This window comes from Brevibacillus fluminis, from assembly GCF_052072235.1.
In the GTDB taxonomy this organism is placed as follows: Bacteria; Bacillota; Bacilli; order Brevibacillales; family Brevibacillaceae; genus Brevibacillus_D; species Brevibacillus_D fluminis_A.
In genome coordinates this window covers 3,763,923-3,779,789 of sequence record NZ_CM125436.1, presented here as the reverse complement: position 1 = coordinate 3,779,789, position 15,867 = coordinate 3,763,923, and the positions used below count along the sequence as shown (strand labels likewise).

Below are 15,867 nucleotides of genomic sequence, written 5' to 3'. Positions count from 1 at the left end.
TCATATGACGCGCAACAAGGTGGAAATCTGTGGAGTAGACACATCGAAGCTACCCGTCTTGACCAACAAGGAAATGCGAGAGCTGTTTGAACGGCTGCAGGGTGGGGAGCATGCTGCACGCGAGAAGCTGGTGAATGGTAACCTCAGATTGGTGTTGAGCGTGATCCAGCGCTTTAACAATCGCGGCGAGTATGTGGACGACCTGTTTCAGGTAGGGTGCATCGGTCTCATGAAAGCGATTGATAACTTTGATCTTGGACAAAACGTCAAGTTTTCTACCTACGCCGTGCCGATGATCATCGGGGAAATCCGGCGTTATCTGCGCGACAACAACCCGATTCGCGTCTCTCGCTCCTTGCGTGACATCGCCTACAAGGCGCTGCAGGTGCGCGATCAACTGACCAATCGCCACTCGCGCGAACCCACCATCACCGAGATTTCCTCCCAGCTGAACGTAGCCAAGGAAGACGTGGTGTTTGCACTCGATGCGATCCAGGACCCGGTCTCTTTGTTCGAGCCGATCTATCAGGACGGCGGCGATCCGATCTACGTGATGGATCAGATCAGCGATGAAAAGAACAAAGACACGACATGGGTGGAAGAAATCGCGCTGCGCGAAGGGATGCAGCGGCTCGGCGACCGGGAGAAAATGATCATCTCCATGCGCTTTTACGAAGGCAAAACCCAAATGGAGGTCGCGGAAGAAATCGGCATCTCCCAGGCCCAAGTCTCCCGCCTCGAAAAAGCGGCGATCGCCCACATGCAAAAGCACGTCCAAACTTAAAAAACGTGATCATTCGAAGCTTTCTTGATGAGAGGAAGCTTCTTTTTTATGGGAGCACGCTTTTTTGGGGGAGGGGGAGAGGAGTGTCGCGGTGCTTTATACGAGCAGCCAGGGATTTGCAGAAAAAAGCGGAGCGAAAGCTTTGGCCATGCCCACCAGGCGCAGGCGGAAAAATGGAAACGTCTTTCGCGCCACATATCATCTGTGAGATACACCCGCCGCGCAGCGTGTGGCATTGGGGCGCGGTTTCCATTTTTTTGCTTGCGCCGTTCACCCCGACCCCCAGCAGGCATGGTCACCGCTTTCGTGGAGCTTTTTTCTGCAAATCCCCTCGCCTCCACCAAAGCCCAAATAGCCAGTTTTTCTCACAATCCCGGACATATTTCCAACCCCCGCCATTATATTAATAAAAGCAAGGGCAGAAAGTGCAGGTGACATGGAATGGTGAAAATCTCTGACTTTCAAACCAAAGAGGTCGTCAATATTTTGGACGGAAAACGCCTTGGACAAATCGCCGATCTGGAAATCGACTTGCGGCAGGGGCGAATCGAAGCGATTATCGTACCGGGGCCAGGTAAGTTTCTCGGCTTTTTCTCGTCTGGAAACGATTATGTCATCCCGTGGCGAAATATTGTCAAGATTGGGAAGGATGTTGTGTTAGTCAGGGTCGAAGAGCCGATACGGTTGGATTCACGTCAGTCTTCAGCGGGGGACGAATGAAGAACGCTCAGCACAGGGGAGGCCGAATGGGTCTCCCCTGAAGATTGTCCTATTGCGAAAAGCAAACAATACCCGTTAAGATGGTAGGAGTATCCTTTGACGAGGTAGGAGGAGAGTAGTGTGGATTCTTTCCGATTGGCGCCAGAGTCGCACAGCCTGCAGCTTGCGCCGTGGGAAGCACGATTTCCCTCGCTGCAAGCCGGTTTTACCATACGGACAGGCGGCAGCAGCAAAGAGCCGTTTGGATCGTTTAACATGGGCCTTCACGTTGGGGACGATCCCCAGGCTGTCATTTCGAATCGGCAAACACTCTGCGACGAACTAGGCTTTTCATTCGCAAGGTTTAGCTGTGCCGAACAAATTCATGGCAACAAAGTCATGCGCATAACGGCAGCCGAAGCGGGAGCAGGGCGTGAAGCATTTGAAGAGTCGATAGCCAAAACAGACGGAATATATACCGATGAAAACGGGATTTTGCTCACATCCTTCTATGCGGATTGCGTGCCTCTTTATTTCATCGATCCGGCGAGTCGCGCCATCGGACTGGCACATGCTGGTTGGCGGGGAACGGTAGGGCGTATTTCCGAGGAAATGATTCGTGCGTTTGCGCGCGATTTCGGGAGCAAGCCAGAAGAGATTTTGACCGCGATCGGTCCGTCGATTGGCGGCTGCTGCTACGAGTTGGACGATTTTGTCATCGATCAGGTCAAGCAGTCGAGCGATCGTTGGCAAACTTGCGTAACGAATGCGGGACCAGGAAAGTATATGCTTGATCTGAAAGTGCTCAATCAATTGATTATGGAAGAAGCTGGCATACGGCCGGAACATATTTTGCGGACGGATTGGTGCACGAGCTGCCGACCGGATTTGTTTTTCTCCTATCGGAAAGAGGCGGGGAAAACCGGACGAATGGCTTCCTACATCGGCTGGGCATAAGCGTAAAGGGGGATTTTGGAAAGTGTCGGAACGATTTGTATCGCGTGAAGTAGTTCAAAAGCGGTTGGCTGAATTGGAACCGCGCATCGCAGCAGCCTGCGAGCGTGCAGGGCGCAAGCGGGAAGAGGTAAACATCATTGCGGTAACGAAATATATCGATGTCCCGGCCATCGGCGAAGTGCTGGCAGCCGGGCTTACGCACATCGGTGAAAATCGCGTGCAGGACGCGCTGCCGAAATACGAGGCATACGGGGAAACGGGTACATGGCATTTCATCGGCCATCTGCAGACGAACAAAGTCAAAGATGTGATCGGCAAATTTGACCGGTTTCATTCCCTCGACCGTTTGTCGCTTGCGGAGGAACTGAATCGACGGGCAGAAGCGCTCGGCATCACGGCGCAATGTTTCCTGCAGATCAACGTATCTGGCGAAGAGACAAAATTTGGGCTGGATCCCAAGGATGTCTTGGCTTTTGTACAGGAAACCAGTAATATGAAACATATAAGAGTGATAGGTTTAATGACAATGGCGCCATTTGTCGAAAATGCCGAGGACGTGCGTCCGGTTTTCCGCGGACTTCGGGAATGGCGTGATCGATTGTTGTCGCTGGGCATTGACAATTTGACGCCGAACGAGCTGTCGATGGGGATGTCCAACGATTTTGAGGTGGCGATCGAGGAAGGCGCTACCTATATTCGGGTGGGTTCTGTACTGGTGAGTCCCGAGTAAACCTTGGAAGCAGAAGACGAAAGGAGGGTACATATGGGGGTCATGAACAGGATCATGAATTTTTTGGGGCTCGAAAACGAGGAAGTTGTCGAGGAAATCGTCGAAGAGCAGCAGCAGGAGGAAGAGATTGCCCCAAAGCGCAACACCATGAATAACACGGCGAGGACGAATAATGTCGTCAGCATCCATTCGGCTCGCGAAAAGGAAGCGATTCGTTTGATGCTGTTTGAACCGCGCAGTTATGGTGATGCGCAAGATATCGCCGACAACCTGCGTTACCGCCGCCCGGTCGTCATGAATTTGCAACGAGTTGAAAAGGATCAAGCGAAACGAATTGTTGATTTCATCAGCGGCACGGTGTATGCACTGAACGGAGACATTCAAAAGGTGGGCGACCATATCTTCGTCTGCACGCCAGACCATGTCGATATTCAAGGAAACATTTCGAGCATCATTGAAGAGTAGGTATCATTACGCAATCGAGGTGAATCCATGGCTTATTTGTGGACGGTCATTGATTTTTTATTCAGTGTTTATCAGTTTATGGTAATCGCTTATGTACTCATGTCGTGGGTTCCTCAAATGAGAGATACGGCAATCGGACAACTGTTGGAACGGCTGGTCGAACCATATTTGGCGCCATTTCGGCGTTTTATTCCGACGCTCGGTTTCATTGACATTTCGCCAATCGTGGCGTTGATTGCGTTATCGCTTGCAAAAGACGGCCTGAGAGCGCTCATTTTGATGGTGATCTAGGATGAGCATGTACGATCATTATCGAAAAGAGGAATTGCCTTTTGTCGAACGGGCGCTGGAGATGCTGAAGCAAGCAGAGCGGAAGCAGACCCTGCGCCTGACTGATTTTATGGACCCGCGTCAGCTTGCGATCATGCAGAGCCTGACGTCACAAGCCGACGTGAAGGTAACGGCCAGCGGCGGCTATGAAGGCGCGGAGCGGGTCCGGGCCGTCATCCATCCGCCTTATATGGCGGCGGAAGAGGAAGACTACCAGCTGACATTGGCAGAGATCAGCGGGGACCAGCGCTTCCTCAAGCTAACGCACAAAGATGTGCTGGGCGCTCTTTTGCATATCGGGCTGAAACGGGAAAAGTTCGGGGACATTTTGCTAGATGAGCGCGGCTGTCAAGTGATCGTGGCAAGAGAGGTATTTTCTTTTATCCAGCTGCAGCTTACACAGGTACATCGGCTGCCTGTCGAATGCACCGAGATTCCGTGGACTTCGCTGCGAATACCGGAAAAACGCCGTGTCGAAAAACACGTGACATTGCCATCTCTGCGGCTTGATGCGGTGATCGGCGAGGTGCACCATTTATCGAGGACGAAGGCGCTCGTGCCCATTCGTGCCGGCAAAGTGAAGGTCAATTGGAAGGTAACGGAAGATCCGTCGCATCATGTGGGAACGGGTGATGTCATCTCTGTCGGGGGATTTGGCCGGTTTGAGATCATCGAAACGGGCGGCCCGACAAAAAGCGGACGTACCCGCATGATTGTCGGGATCTACGCATAACCTAACGCACAGGGATTGCATAATTTTGCATATTCAGCAGGAAATAAGTGAAGCGTGTCGAAATGACTAAACAACGATTTCTGGGGAAAATGGGGTGTTTGCGTGCCGTTAACGCCATTAGACATACACAATAAGGAATTCAGCACAGGTTTTCGCGGTTACAATGTAGACGAGGTAAATGAATTTCTTGACCAGGTCATCAAAGATATGGAACTGTTGATCAAGGAGAAAAAGGAGCTTGAAGACCGCGCTGCCATGCTGAATGAGCGCATCGAACACTATAAAAGTCTGGAGGAGAACTTGAGCAAATCGATTTTGATTGCCCAGGAAACTGCCGAGGACGTAAAGGCCAATGCGCGCAAAGAAGCACAGCTGATTTTGAAGGAAGCCGAAAAGAACGCCGATCGCATTGTGAACGAAGCGCTGGCTAAATCGCGCAAGGTGGCAATCGAGATCGAAGAGTTGAAAAAACGCGCATCTGTCTACCGGATGCGGTTCCGTACGCTGCTTGAAGCACAGCTGGAAATGCTGGAAAACGGTGATTGGGAAGACCTCGAACGCGAGAAATCAGAGATTTTGGTTGAATAGAGCATTGACGAAATGGCTAGACTGGAGCTATAATTTCTTTTAACTTTTCGTACTTTTAATAGATCATGACGATGAACGGGATAAGTAGAGAAGCGAGCAGCTGTCAAGAGAGTCGGGGCCTGGTGTGAACCCGATCAGCGCACTTGTCGAATATCACCCGGGAGTTCTAGGCTGAAGGCTCTGCTTGGGCTGGTAGGCGAGCGGTTCATTCCCGTTACGAATGATGGAGTGTTCCTGTTGCGGTTTTGGCTGCAACGGGTTCAGTAGGGTGGTACCACGGGAGTCTGTCTCGTCCCTAGAGGGATGAGCAGGCTTTTTTTGTATTCAAAAAAGAGTGGTTCCTCCAAAAGACGCTTGGCTTGGCGTACATATGAATCAAACAAGTAGGAGTGAAGGGTAATGGATTACAGCAAAACACTGAATTTGCCAAAAACCGATTTTCCCATGCGCGGAAATTTGCCAGCGCGTGAACCACAAATGCAAGCGGTGTGGAATGAACAGGACATTTATGCGAAAGTGCAGGAGCGGACGAAAGGGCGTCCGACTTTCATCCTGCATGATGGCCCTCCTTATGCCAACGGCGACATCCATATTGGACATGCGCTGAACAAAATCTTGAAAGATATCATTGTTCGCTACAAATCGATGGCCGGTTTCGATGCGCCGTATGTACCTGGTTGGGATACGCACGGTTTGCCGATCGAGCAAGCGATCATCAATGCGCAAAAGCTGGACCGCCGCAACATCGAGGTCAATGACTTCCGTGCGCGCTGCGAAGCGTATGCGTGGAGCTACATCGAAAAGCAACGGGAGCAATTCAAACGTCTGGGCGTGCGCGGAGACTGGGAAAATCCGTATGTGACGCTTTTGCCTGAGTATGAAGCGCGCCAAATCAAGGTGTTCGGTGAAATGGCGAAAAAAGGCTACATTTACAAAGGGCTGCGCTGTGTGTACTGGTCACCTTCCTCGGAAACGGCGCTCGCAGATGCCGAGATTGAATACAAGGACAAGCGTTCCGCCTCGATCTATGTCGGCTTCCAAGTGAAAGATGGGAAAGGCAAGCTGTCGAACGATACCGGAGTCATTATCTGGACGACCACGCCTTGGACGCTTCCAGCCAACCTGGCCATTTCGCTCCATCCGGAAATCGAGTATGTGACGGTCAAAGCGGGAGATCGCAAATTTTTGGTGGCGCAAGGCTTGCTTGAAGCAGTGACCAAAGAAATCGGCTGGGAAACAGTCGAGGTGCTGGAAAGCTTCAAGGGCAGCGAGCTGGAAGGCATCGTGACGCAGCATCCGTTCTACGATCGCGAATCGCCGCTTATTTTGGGCGAGCACGTTACGCTTGATGCAGGTACAGGCTGCGTTCACACCGCTCCAGGACACGGGGAAGACGACTTTGCCGTCGGCATGAAGTACGGCATCGGCGTGCTGTGCCCGGTGGACCATGAAGGGAAGCTGACCGCAGAAGCACCTGGTTTTGAAGGGATTTTCTATGAAGATGCCAACAAGCTGATTACGGAAAAGCTGCAAGAAAACGGGGCTTTGTTGAAGCTCGGCTTCATCACCCACTCCTATCCGCATGACTGGCGGACGAAACAACCGGTGATTTACCGGGCAACCGAGCAATGGTTCGCATCGATCGATGGTTTCCGCGACCAACTGCTGGCTGCGATCAAAGACGTCAAATGGATTCCGCACTGGGGCGAAACGCGTCTCGCAAACATGGTTGCGGATCGCGGCGACTGGTGCATCTCGCGTCAACGCGTATGGGGCGTGCCGATTCCAATTTTCTACTGCAAATCATGCAATGAGCCGGTCATCAACGATACGACGATTAACCATATCGCCGATTTGTTCCGCAAAGAAGGTTCCAAAGTCTGGTTTGCCAAAGATGCGAATGAGCTGGTACCTCCTGGCCTCGCGTGCGAGAAATGCGGCTGCACGGATTTCCGCAAAGAGACCGACATCATGGACGTATGGTTTGACTCTGGTTCCAGCCATGAAGCAGTGCTGGCCGAGCGCGACGATCTCGTAACGCCTGCTGATCTGTATCTGGAAGGTTCGGACCAATATCGCGGCTGGTTCAACTCCTCGCTGACGACCTCTGTGGCGATCCATGGCCGCGCACCGTACAAAGGCGTATTGAGCCACGGCTTTACGCTGGATGGCGAAGGACGCAAAATGTCCAAGTCGCTCGGAAACACCATCATTCCGCAAGATGTCGTCGACAAGCTCGGCGCAGACATTTTGCGCCTGTGGGTAGCGTCTGTGGATTATCAGGCGGACCAGCGTATTTCCGATGCGATCCTGAACCAGATTGCGGAAGTATACCGCAAGCTGCGCAACACGTTCCGCTTCCTGCTCGGCAATCTGGATGGCTACGATCATCAGCGTGATCAAGTGCCATATGATCAGTTGAGCGAGCTTGACCGCTACGTGCTTGCTCGCGGCGCCGAAGTGGTAAAACGCGTGCGCAAAGCGTATGACGATTATCAGTTCCATACAGTGTTCCACACGGTTCACAACTTCTGCACGATCGATCTGTCGGCCTTTTATCTGGATATTTGCAAAGACAGACTCTACGTGGAAGCGCCAAACAGTGCGAAGCGCCGTGCGTCCCAAACCGTCGCGTATGAATGCTTGATGAATCTGGTACGTCTTGTAGCGCCGATCATTCCGCATACTGCTGACGAGGTATGGAGCTTCATTCCTGGCACAGAATCGTCCAGCGTGCAGCTGACCGATATGCCGGAAGCGAATGAACAGCATCTTTCCTTCAGCAAAGAGCTTGCTGCCAAATGGGATGCGTTCCTGTCTGTCCGTGACGAAGTGCTGAAGGCGATGGAAGAAGCGCGCCGCAACAAAGTATTCGGTAACTCGGTTGACGCCAAGCTGGTGCTTTATCCTGCAACCGAAGAAGTGGCGAATGTGCTCGCTTCCATGGAGGATCTGGCCGATCTGTTCATCGTTGCGCATGTTGAGGTTGAGGCTGCAGGCGCTGCTCCGGCTGCAGAAGCGACAAAGCTGGAAGGGATTTCCGTGCTTGTGTCGGCTGCTGAAGGTGTGAAGTGCGAACGCTGCCGTGTCGTGAAAACGGATGTAGGCGTGAAAGAAAGCCATCCGCAGCTGTGCGTACGCTGCGCAGACATCGTGGATGAGCATTATGCACATGTAGCTGAATAAGAAAATACGACGCAAAAGCCCCGGGTTCCGATTGCAACGAACCCCGGGGCTTTTTGTATGGTGGAGGTTGCTGCCATTCCTGACGGGCTTTCCCGTTTTTTTGCCGGCCGAATGAGACATACTACACGAAACAACTGCACATCGAAAACGAGCAAAACGAAGGATGGTGCAACCGTGGATCAAACTTTCCTGAATCAATGCAAAGAACAATTGCTGGCACAGCGGAAAGACCTGGAAGCTAGGCTGAAAGAGAACTCCCATTATGATCTGGAGGAATCGATGAAAGGCTCGATTGAAGAGCTGTCGATGTACGATAACCATCCGGCAGATATCGGAAGCGAGATGTTCGAGCGCGAGAAAGATATTGCGCTGTACAGTTTGGATCGGGAGACGCTAAAGGAGATCGACACCGCTTTGGAACGCATGGAACAAGGCACATACGGGATCTGCACGGTGTGCAACCAGCCGATCCCGCAAGAACGCCTTGAGGCGTTGCCACAGGCAATGACGTGCAAAGAGCATGCACCATCTCCCTTCGTGGACACATCGCGCCCGATTGAAGAGGAATTTTTAAAGCCGCCGTTTGGCCGTACCTCTTTGGATGAAAAAGAAGGACAAAACGGATTTGATGGCGAGGATGCCTGGCAAATCGTTGAATCCTGGGGCACATCAAGCACCGCTTTCTCGTTCAATGACAACGATCGAACCGATTACGGGCAAATGTACATCGAATCGGACGAAGAAGAGGGCTTTGTCGAGCCGGTAGAAGAAATCGGTTATACGGATATGTATGGCAATGTCGGTCCGGATTCCGTCCATTTTATGCGCAGCGGGATGTATGACGAATATATGCGCAACAAGGAAGGAAAAGGGAACTTCCTGGATTACGACGATTACGAGGATGAGAGGGCCGAGAATGAAGGACGAACAGACTTGCTGTAGCGCTGCAAGCGAGCCTGCGTTAACGATCGAGCGAGTCGAAACGTATCCGCTGCTGTATCGGCTGCAGGAGCCATACGGAGATGCCAATGGCTACAAACAATACCGTTCGTGCTATTTGATTCGCGTCATCACGATCGATGGTGTGGACGGATGGGGGGAGTGCATCGATTGGCTCCCCACGGTTGATGTCGGCTTTCACAAGCGGATTATCCCGTTTCTTATCGGGAAAAACGCTGCCAATCGACTCGCATTAACGGGAGCGATAAAAAAATGGCACCAGCGGGCAGCGACAGCCGTGAGCATGGCGTTGACCGAAATTGTGGCCAAATGGGCGGGGATTTCTGTTTGTGAGCTATGGGGCGGCAGGCTTCATGAGCAAATACCGGTATATGCCTCCATGCAATCATATGTGGAGCGAAGCGATTGGCAAAAGCAGTCGCTGCGAAAAGTCGAGCAGGCGCTTGTCAGCGGATTTTCGCTGATGAAGCTGAAAATCGGGGGGAAGCCGCTTGCTGTTGACCAGGCGCATATCGATCAGGTCGTCTCTTTTGTCGATGGCCGTGCACAGATCGCGCTTGATGCGAACCAAAGCTACGACCTTGCTTCAGCACGCAATTGGGAGCGATGCTTCCAACGCTGGTCACAGCCAATCGCGTGGCTGGAGGAACCGCTCCCCCTGGTGCAGACGCAAGCTCCCCATTATCACATGCTGCGGCAAAGCTTGTCCGTTCCCATCGCAGGAGGGGAGAATCTGGGCGGACTGGAAGCGTTTTTGCCTTTTCTGCGGTCGGAGAGCTTTGATCTGGTGCAAGCAGACCCGCAGCATCATGACGATTTGGAAGCGTACCGGTGCACACTGGCTGGCAGCCGCCAGTTTGGCGCTCGCTGCTCCCCCCATACGTTTGATGGGGCTTTGTCACGCCTGTATGCGTTAATGGCCCAGGCACTTTTGCCTCCATACAGCAAAATGCCGGATCAGGCAATCGAGCCGATCGAATGGGATGTTATGGAAAATCCGTTGACCCAGCTGTTTTTCATTCGTCTTGCGAACGGTTATGCGACGGTGCCAAGCGGCTCCGGCATCGGGTGTGAGCCGGATATGGCAATCATTCGCGCGTACGGCTGGGATGGCGGCACGTATTAACATAAGCGAGGAGAGCGTATGGCGCAAAATACGAAAAACCTCATTGGCATAACGGGCGTGCCATTTGTGATGGTACTCGGCAACTCCATGCTGATTCCTGTGCTGCCGGCGATGAAGGGAGCGCTTGGGCTAACCAGCCTTCAGTCCAGCTTCCTCATCACGGCGTTTTCGATTGCGGCCGGTTTGGTGATCCCGATCGCAGGTTATTTGTCCGACCGATTTCCCCGCAAAAAAGTGATCATGATTGCATTGATCATTTATGGAATAGGCGGCTTGCTCGCAGGACTTGCCGCCATGTGGTGGAAAAACCCGTATCCGATCATATTGGCAGGACGATTTTTGCAAGGGATCGGCGCGGCGGGAACAGCACCGATTGCCATGGCGCTCGTCGGCGATCTGTTCAATGGCTCATCGGAAAGCAAAGCGCTCGGCCTCTTGGAAACGTCAAATGGCATGGGCAAGGTGTTGAGCCCGATCATTGGTTCCTTGCTTGGGCTGATTGCCTGGTATATGGTGTTTTTGGCGTTCCCCGTCATTTGCTGCGTATTGCTCGTGCTGTTTTTATGGTTGGTTACCGAAAAAAAGAAATCAGTCGAGCCGCTCCCGTTTGGCGCATACAAAAAAGCGGTTGGCGCGGTATTGTCCAAGCATAAGCAATGGCTGTGGGCGGTTTTTTTGATCGGCAGCGTCTGCCTGTTTACGTTATTCGGCGTCCTTTATTATTTGTCGGAGCGTTTGGAGGAAGAATTCAAGATTGAAGGCGTGCTGAAAGGCGGGATTTTGGCGATTCCGCTTCTGGCCATGTCGATCATGGCGTATTTGACCGGCATCATGATCAAGCAAAAGCTGAACCGGATGCGCTGGTTCATCATCACAGGGATGCTGTTATTGTCTGCTTCCTATGTAGCGGCGGGTTTCATCAAGAATGTGTCGATATTGATCGGCATCTTGACCGTGGGAAGCATCGGTTCCGGGATGATTTTGCCATGTTTGAACAGCATGATCACGGGGGCGGTCAAAAAATCGGAACGCGGCATGCTCACGTCCCTGTATAACGGTGTTCGGTTTATCGGTGTGGCAATCGGGCCGCCCGTGTTTAGCTGGCTGATCAAAATTTCGTCGAATGTGATGTTCATGAGCGTTGCGGCTCTCGCATTCGTCTCGGCAGCAGTGGCGTTTTTCTTCATTAAGCCGGAAAACATGGAGCTTGACGCGGCTTCCAAAGAGCAGCAGGAGATGAAGAAAAAAGAGCAGGAGGCGATCCGGCAGTCACTTGCCATTTTGGGCATCGAGCAGGACGGGGCGGAGATGGAGGCGCAGCGCAGATCGCGCGAGCAGTTCGGCTTCAACATCAATGAGATGGTCGACCAGCTGCTGAAGCAAAAGGAGAAGGAAAAATAAAACAGCCTCGGCTCCGGTCCGTGATTCGCCGTGCCAGGCTGTTTTTTTCTTACGCCATGCCATGCTCACGCAAGTAGGCGAGAGTGAGCGGGTACACATCATCGCGCAGCGTAGGGCTGAATTTTTCATCCGTTTTCAATGTTTCCGGAACGTCCAAAAGGAGGCATCCGCCGACATTGTCGTGAACCATCTCCTGGAGTTGACGCTCTGCCAGGGCGACGTAAATGTCTTTGACGATGGTGTCGCCTACGGTGTACTGCCCGATTTTGCGGATCGCGGACAGGCAGTAGCCCGTTTCTTCATAGGTTTCGCGGATCGCGGCGGCGATGCTGGTCTCGCCGGGCTCCACTTTGCCGCCCGGAAGCTCGATGCCCCGTTCGGTATGGATCGTAAACAGCAATTTGTTTTGATAAAAGGGAAAAACCAGCACATGCTTGGCTGTGCGCTCACCGTAGATCGCGGGATCAAAGGTCAGCGTCACAGGCAGGCCGTAATGGTCAAGAAAGCGGTGCATCGTGTGAATTCTCCTTTCTGGTCAGGATTATATGTTTGATCGCTTTCATCGCCTGGCCCGACGCCAAAGCGAGACTGGCGTAAGCAGGCCCGTTGATGACATCGCCAATCGCATAGATCCAGTCGATCTGCGTCTGCAGCACATCGTTGACGACATAAAAGCCTTCCCCGTACGTGGGGAGTTCGGGCAACAGCTCACTGTTGCCCCGGACACCGATTCGCGGCAATATCCAGTCGGCAGCGAGTGTCAGATCGGGTTTGCCCACGGTGGAGTGCAAGGTCGCAACGGGAGCAGGATCGGCAGTTACCGCGGCAATCTCCGTTTCCCAGAGGATCGTCACGTTCTTGCGCAGGCAGAGCTGTTTTTGCCATTCATCGCGTGCGCGCAGACGATTGGAGCGCACGCTGACCCATACGTTTTGCGCATAGGAAGACAGGTTTATCGCGGATTCAACCGCGCGGTCCCCGCCGCCAATGACGAGAATATTTTGGTTGGCAAGCGATTTGGCGTTCGATGTTGTTGAAAACCAGGGGCCGAGAACATTCGGGGCCTTGGCAAGAGCCGGAAGCTCATTGGGGCGTATTCCGGTCGCCATGATCAGATAGTCGGGACGGTATACGCGCGCTGTCGTATGTACGAGCCGTTTGGCTGTATCGATGGAGAGCGCTTGCTCATTTGTGCGGACGAGACCGCTTGCGCGCAGGCTCTCGTTTTTTTGGAGTTCGGTCAAGAGAGCTTCTCCATCCTGATACACGCCGGGCGGGAAGTCCCATATGCGGTTGCGGATCTGGCCGATTTGCCCGCCGATGGCATCCGTGCCTTCCAGAACGACGGCGGATAATCCGAGGCGCTGGCACCAGATCGCAGCGGAAAGGCCGGCCATTCCACCGCCGATAATTAACACCTGTACATGTTCCACCGCTCTCCCTCCTCTCTCTATTCTTAATAATAGCGCAGGTTGACGAAAAAGAAAAAGCCTGACGCAAGGTGCTGTGGATTGAAACGCGCCCGCATCTCCATGATATAGTGAAGAAGAGGTGAAAAATGGTGAAGCACTACTTCTCGATTGGCGAGGTGGCCAAATTATTCAATCTGTCTGTGCAGGCGCTGCGCCTGTATGATCAGTTGGGCATTGTGAAGCCTTCCTATGTCAATGAAGACAACGGATACCGGTACTACACCCTGGATCAGTTCACGCTGCTCGACTTTTTGAAGGTGTGCAAAGCGTCACAGGTGCCGTTGAAAGAAATAAAAGAGATTCTCGATCAGCCGCTGACGGTCGAGCACACGAAACAGCTTTTGCAAACGCAGGAAAACATCCTGGCGGAGCAGATCGCTTCGTTAACCGAGGTGAAAAACGGCATCGCGCGGAAACGGGGGGACATCGAACGCTGGCAGGAGCGGCTTCCGCAATGCATCACCGTGTTGCAACTGCCTGAGCGCCGGATCGCGCAAAAGCGGGTGCAAATCTCGTCGGAAGTGGCCTTTGAGCTGATGTATCGCGAATTGCTTCTGACATTTGACAAAACACCTTCCTTTCTCTCGTTCCAAACCGGCGTCATTACATCGCGCCAGGCGTGGCTGGACCGGAATGAGTGCACGACGACCCACATGTTCGTCACGTATCATGAAGAGGTGCCGGAAGGATTTGAAAAAGCGACGATTCCGGAGGGCACATTTTTGTCCCTGATCATTGAGGATTCTTACCTCAACTATATGACCTATTACGAACAGCTGCGCAGTTATGTGGAGAAAAACGGGATCGAACCGTTAGGCGAATTATATGAGCTTTACGTCATGTCATTGCCGGGAACGGAAAAGAATGGCGGAAAAGACAAAACATTGTGGGAGCTGCAAGTGCAAATAAATCCCTTGACTCTATCGTTACAATAGACCTTACACTCTCCTTACGTAAGGGGAGGAAGGGTCGAAATGAAACAAACATTTACATTCTCACAAAAGCTTGGTCAGCTGCTCGCAATCTTGCTGCCGGTATTGGTCAGCCAAATTGCGATCTTCGCGATGAGTTTTTTCGATACGATCATGTCCGGGCATGCCAGCTCGGTCGATTTGGCCGGCGTGGCCATCGGCTCGAGCATCTGGGCGCCGATCAGTGCCGGTTTGACCGGGATCGTCGCAGCGGTCACACCGATTTTGGCGCAGCATTTGGGGGCGAACCGCCGCGAACAAATCCCGTTCACACTTGCCCAAGGAATGTACATGAGTATCGCGCTTGCGCTGGGAACCGTTGTCGTCGGCGTGTTTGCCTTACAGCCGATTTTGGCGCACATGGATTTGGAAGAAGGCGTACGGTCGATCGCCTTTCGCTTTTTGGCAGCCTTATCTTTTGGTATCGTACCGTTATTTTTGTACACGGCGTTTCGCAGCTTCATCGACGCGCACGGCAAGACACGGGTCACCATGCTGATTTCGCTTGTCGCCTTGCCGGTAAATATCGCGCTTAACTATGTGCTGATCTTTGGCAAACTGGGCTTTCCGCGCATGGGTGGAGTGGGAGCGGGCGTTGCGTCGGCGATCACGTATTGGGTGATCGCTGCCATCTCCCTGCTCGTCATCGTCCGTCATGAATCGTTTTCGCAGTACCGGATTTTTCACCGGCTGCCGCGCATTTCGTTTGCAGCCTGGAAGGAGCTTCTGCGAATCGGAGTGCCGATCGGATTGTCGGTTTCGCTTGAAGTCGGGGTTTTTGCCGTCGTAACGCTCTTGATGAGCGGCTACAGCACGACGACGATCGCTGCCCATCAAGCGGCCATCAACTTTGCTTCCTTCCTGTACATGATCCCGTACAGCATTTCAACCGCATTGACGATCATGGTCGGATTCGAGGTTGGGGCAAAAAGACCGGCAGATTCCAAGCAGTACAGCTTTATCGGTCTGTTCCTGGCAGCAGGACTCGCGATCGTTTGCGCGGCGTTCCTGTTCCTGTTCAACAAAGAGGTAGCGGCCTTGTACACGACCGATATGGATGTGCTGACGCTGACCCAGCATTTCCTGTTGTATGCGATCTTCTTCCAGATGTCGGATGCGATCGCCGCACCGATCCAGGGTGCATTGCGCGGCTATAAAGATGTCAATGTCACCTTCATCGTCGCGATCATCAGCTATTGGGTGATCGGATTGCCTGTCGGGTATGCGCTTGCTGCTTACACGTCGATGGGGGCTTTCGGCTATTGGATCGGTCTCATTACCGGGCTTGCCGTCGGGGCCGTCGGTTTGTTGGCCCGCTTGCTTTTCATTGCGCGCCGTTTCCAGAAAGGCGCGCTGCAAGGAAAAATGACGACCAAGGCAGACGCGGCCGGGTTGGCGGTGAAACAAAACGTGCAGAACAACTGCCAGATGTGAATTTGGGCGGCGAATCGCAGGCACATCGGCT

At 52.8% G+C, this 15,867-nt stretch carries 16 protein-coding genes and 1 other annotated feature; of the genes, 14 read left to right on the top strand and 2 right to left on the bottom strand.

The window, feature by feature from the left end:
- The first annotated feature begins 4 nt into the window (after window positions 1–4).
- The 12 genes from sigG to ACTID9_RS18740 all read left to right on the top strand — a co-directional run bounded on the left by sigG (window position 5) and on the right by ACTID9_RS18740 (window position 11,959).
- A complete protein-coding gene (gene sigG / locus ACTID9_RS18795; RefSeq protein WP_122917002.1) occupies window positions 5–784 on the top strand; it encodes an RNA polymerase sporulation sigma factor SigG in 780 nt (259 codons plus the stop codon).
- A 441-nt stretch (window positions 785–1,225) separates the two neighbouring features.
- Entirely contained in the window at window positions 1,226–1,504 is a 279-nt protein-coding gene (locus ACTID9_RS18790) for a YlmC/YmxH family sporulation protein (RefSeq protein ID WP_441066443.1), read from the top strand.
- A 120-nt stretch (window positions 1,505–1,624) separates the two neighbouring features.
- A complete protein-coding gene (pgeF, locus tag ACTID9_RS18785; RefSeq protein WP_441066442.1) occupies window positions 1,625–2,440 on the top strand; it encodes a peptidoglycan editing factor PgeF in 816 nt (271 codons plus the stop codon).
- Window positions 2,441–2,462: 22 nt separating this feature from the next.
- The gene (locus ACTID9_RS18780; RefSeq protein WP_441066441.1) at window positions 2,463–3,170 is read left to right on the top strand and encodes a YggS family pyridoxal phosphate-dependent enzyme; all 708 of its coding nucleotides are present in this window, start codon (window positions 2,463–2,465) and stop codon (window positions 3,168–3,170) included.
- A 33-nt stretch (window positions 3,171–3,203) separates the two neighbouring features.
- Window positions 3,204–3,635 carry a cell division protein SepF gene (locus ACTID9_RS18775; RefSeq protein WP_441066440.1) on the top strand — a complete coding sequence of 144 codons (432 nt, stop codon included), beginning with the start codon at window positions 3,204–3,206 and terminating at the stop codon, window positions 3,633–3,635.
- 27 nt (window positions 3,636–3,662) lie between these two features.
- On the top strand, window positions 3,663–3,926 hold the full coding sequence (locus ACTID9_RS18770) for a YggT family protein (protein WP_441066439.1): 264 nt from the start codon (window positions 3,663–3,665) through the stop codon (window positions 3,924–3,926).
- Window position 3,927: 1 nt separating this feature from the next.
- Complete coding sequence (locus ACTID9_RS18765) at window positions 3,928–4,698, top strand: RNA-binding protein (protein ID WP_441066438.1); 771 nt, start codon at window positions 3,928–3,930, stop codon at window positions 4,696–4,698.
- A 102-nt stretch (window positions 4,699–4,800) separates the two neighbouring features.
- Entirely contained in the window at window positions 4,801–5,286 is a 486-nt protein-coding gene (locus ACTID9_RS18760; RefSeq protein WP_441066437.1) for a DivIVA domain-containing protein, read from the top strand.
- A 62-nt stretch (window positions 5,287–5,348) separates the two neighbouring features.
- Window positions 5,349–5,586: a binding site (T-box leader), on the top strand.
- A gap of 99 nt (window positions 5,587–5,685) precedes the next feature.
- Complete coding sequence (gene ileS / locus ACTID9_RS18755; protein WP_441066436.1) at window positions 5,686–8,472, top strand: isoleucine--tRNA ligase; 2,787 nt, start codon at window positions 5,686–5,688, stop codon at window positions 8,470–8,472.
- A gap of 174 nt (window positions 8,473–8,646) precedes the next feature.
- Window positions 8,647–9,414 (top strand): TraR/DksA C4-type zinc finger protein, encoded by a 768-nt coding sequence (locus ACTID9_RS18750; RefSeq protein ID WP_441066435.1) that lies wholly within the window; start codon window positions 8,647–8,649, stop codon window positions 9,412–9,414.
- On the top strand, window positions 9,389–10,558 hold the full coding sequence (locus ACTID9_RS18745; RefSeq protein ID WP_441066434.1) for a mandelate racemase/muconate lactonizing enzyme family protein: 1,170 nt from the start codon (window positions 9,389–9,391) through the stop codon (window positions 10,556–10,558). Before ACTID9_RS18750 ends, ACTID9_RS18745 begins: the two co-directional genes overlap by 26 nt.
- Window positions 10,559–10,576: 18 nt before the next feature.
- A complete protein-coding gene (locus tag ACTID9_RS18740) occupies window positions 10,577–11,959 on the top strand; it encodes an MFS transporter (protein ID WP_441066433.1) in 1,383 nt (460 codons plus the stop codon).
- A 49-nt stretch (window positions 11,960–12,008) separates the two neighbouring features.
- Here ACTID9_RS18740 and ACTID9_RS18735 read toward each other — a convergent pair whose 3' ends face one another.
- Window positions 12,009–12,473: an NUDIX domain-containing protein gene (locus ACTID9_RS18735; protein ID WP_441066432.1), complete on the bottom strand. Its 465-nt coding sequence runs from the start codon at window positions 12,471–12,473 to the stop codon at window positions 12,009–12,011.
- A complete protein-coding gene (locus ACTID9_RS18730; RefSeq protein WP_441066431.1) occupies window positions 12,457–13,392 on the bottom strand; it encodes an NAD(P)/FAD-dependent oxidoreductase in 936 nt (311 codons plus the stop codon). Before ACTID9_RS18730 ends, ACTID9_RS18735 begins: the two co-directional genes overlap by 17 nt.
- 125 nt (window positions 13,393–13,517) lie before the next feature.
- On the opposite strand from ACTID9_RS18730, the gene ACTID9_RS18725 reads away from it, so the two are divergent.
- Entirely contained in the window at window positions 13,518–14,366 is an 849-nt protein-coding gene (locus tag ACTID9_RS18725; protein WP_441066430.1) for a MerR family transcriptional regulator, read from the top strand.
- Window positions 14,367–14,405: 39 nt separating this feature from the next.
- A complete protein-coding gene (locus tag ACTID9_RS18720; protein WP_441066429.1) occupies window positions 14,406–15,836 on the top strand; it encodes an MATE family efflux transporter in 1,431 nt (476 codons plus the stop codon).
- Window positions 15,837–15,867 lie beyond the last annotated feature (31 nt).